Genomic DNA, 1,489 nt, shown 5'->3' on the forward strand with positions numbered 1-1,489 from the left:
ACTGGGGCCGGCTACGGTGGGAACCTCGCCTGTGGTTACGTCGGCTGCCATGACTTCCTGGGGAACCACATGGTAGGTCAACACTTGAGCTAGAAGATCTTGGTTTTCAGATTGAAGCAAGGTTTCGAGAGTTCCCTCAGGTAGCGCTTCAAACGCTTCGTTGGTGGGAGCAAAGATGGTGTACGGCCCACCGGATGCTAAGGGATCAGCCAATCCTGCTGCTTCGACAGCTTGTACCAAGGTGCTGAACGAGTCATCGCTAGCAGCTACATCAACAACGCTGTTGCTGGAGGTTGCTGCGCTTGGGTCTTCAGTCGGCATATCAGGCTGATTGGCTGTTGGGTCTTCAGCAGACATGTCAGATTCGGTTGCAGTTGTATCCCCAGGGGCGGTGTCAGTTGCGGTTTCATCGGGTGTTCCACAAGCAGCTAGGGCAAAGACTGCGCCTAGTCCAATGAATCCGGCTGTGAGTTGCTTGGTGAGTGAGTGACGGTTTTTCACGATAGAACTACCTTGTTTTCATAATGTGATCTGGACGGTCATAGCAGGCTAGCCTGGATCGCGGAGGTGTAATGTCTACAACCTTGACCGCGCTGCCTCGGGGCTACAATCATCCATGACTAGGGGCTACTGAACCTCTACAAAACTTAACCGTTACTCAGATAGCTTGACCTCTATCTTGTGAATGATGTTATCTAGACAACAAGAGCTGGTGATATCTTTCTAAAGGAGCAGATAGTAACTGGCTTGCGATCGCTGTGGGTGCTATACAATGCCACGGTAGTCTTCAATGTGTACCAATGGGTCAACCGCCCCGTAGTCTGTCTAATGAGCTGGCCAAGGAGCGCAGTCGTGCTGCTGCAGAACGAACGCTTCTTGCTTGGATCCGCACGTCTCTATCTCTCATTGGTTTTGGGTTTGGAATTGACCAAGTGGTGTCTGCTATTCAACAGTCCACCCAGAGCGATCGCTTTCAATCTACTGACTTGGTGCGTGGCTTAAGCCTGGCCTTTATTGCAGTTGGGGTTTACGCCATCTTAACGGCTTCGATCGAACACCATCGAGAGCTTCAGCATATTCAGCGTGATGACTACATTTACTACTCGCGCCGCTCTGGTGCGTTGGTGGTAGCAACTGCTCTTTTTGTGATCGGTATGTTTGCCTTTATCGCCCTGTTTCTCGGTAGTCTGCTGTGAGTCTGAGATAGGGCATCACCGTGCTTGCTCAGCATTACCCCAAGGTGAGAGCAACATAGGCTCGATGATGGTAGGGCTCCAGAAACCCCTACCATCTGGGCGATGACCGATACCGTGCGGGCTGATCTGGTCGGAGCCTGATCTGGTTGAGGCCCATTTCCCATCCTTCGACTTAATGTGAGCTACGAGATGACCTTAGGATAGCTTTTCGAAGTTCCTCGGCACCTAGCAAGATAGGTGGACAAGCAAGGAGGATCAGCCATTGCCAAAGGTTTAGGGGCAAGGTGGTAAAG

At 51.6% G+C, this 1,489-nt stretch carries 2 protein-coding genes; one reads left to right on the top strand and one right to left on the bottom strand.

Going from position 1 to position 1,489, the window contains the following annotated elements:
* On the bottom strand, positions 1–501 hold a 501-nt coding region (locus tag V6D20_05200), incomplete at its 3' end, for a fasciclin domain-containing protein (protein ID HEY9815186.1).
* Between the two features lie 299 nt (positions 502–800).
* Here V6D20_05200 and V6D20_05205 point away from each other — a divergent pair.
* On the top strand, positions 801–1,196 hold the full coding sequence (locus V6D20_05205; protein HEY9815187.1) for a DUF202 domain-containing protein: 396 nt from the start codon (positions 801–803) through the stop codon (positions 1,194–1,196).
* Positions 1,197–1,489 lie beyond the last annotated feature (293 nt).

The organism is Candidatus Obscuribacterales bacterium, assembly GCA_036703605.1.
GTDB lineage: Bacteria > Cyanobacteriota > Cyanobacteriia > RECH01 > RECH01 > RECH01.

Excerpts from the sequence above, each read along its gene's own strand:
- V6D20_05205 (HEY9815187.1), top strand. The coding sequence starts at position 801 with ATGGGTCAACCGCCCCGTAGTCTGTCTAATGAGCTGGCCAAGGAGCGC.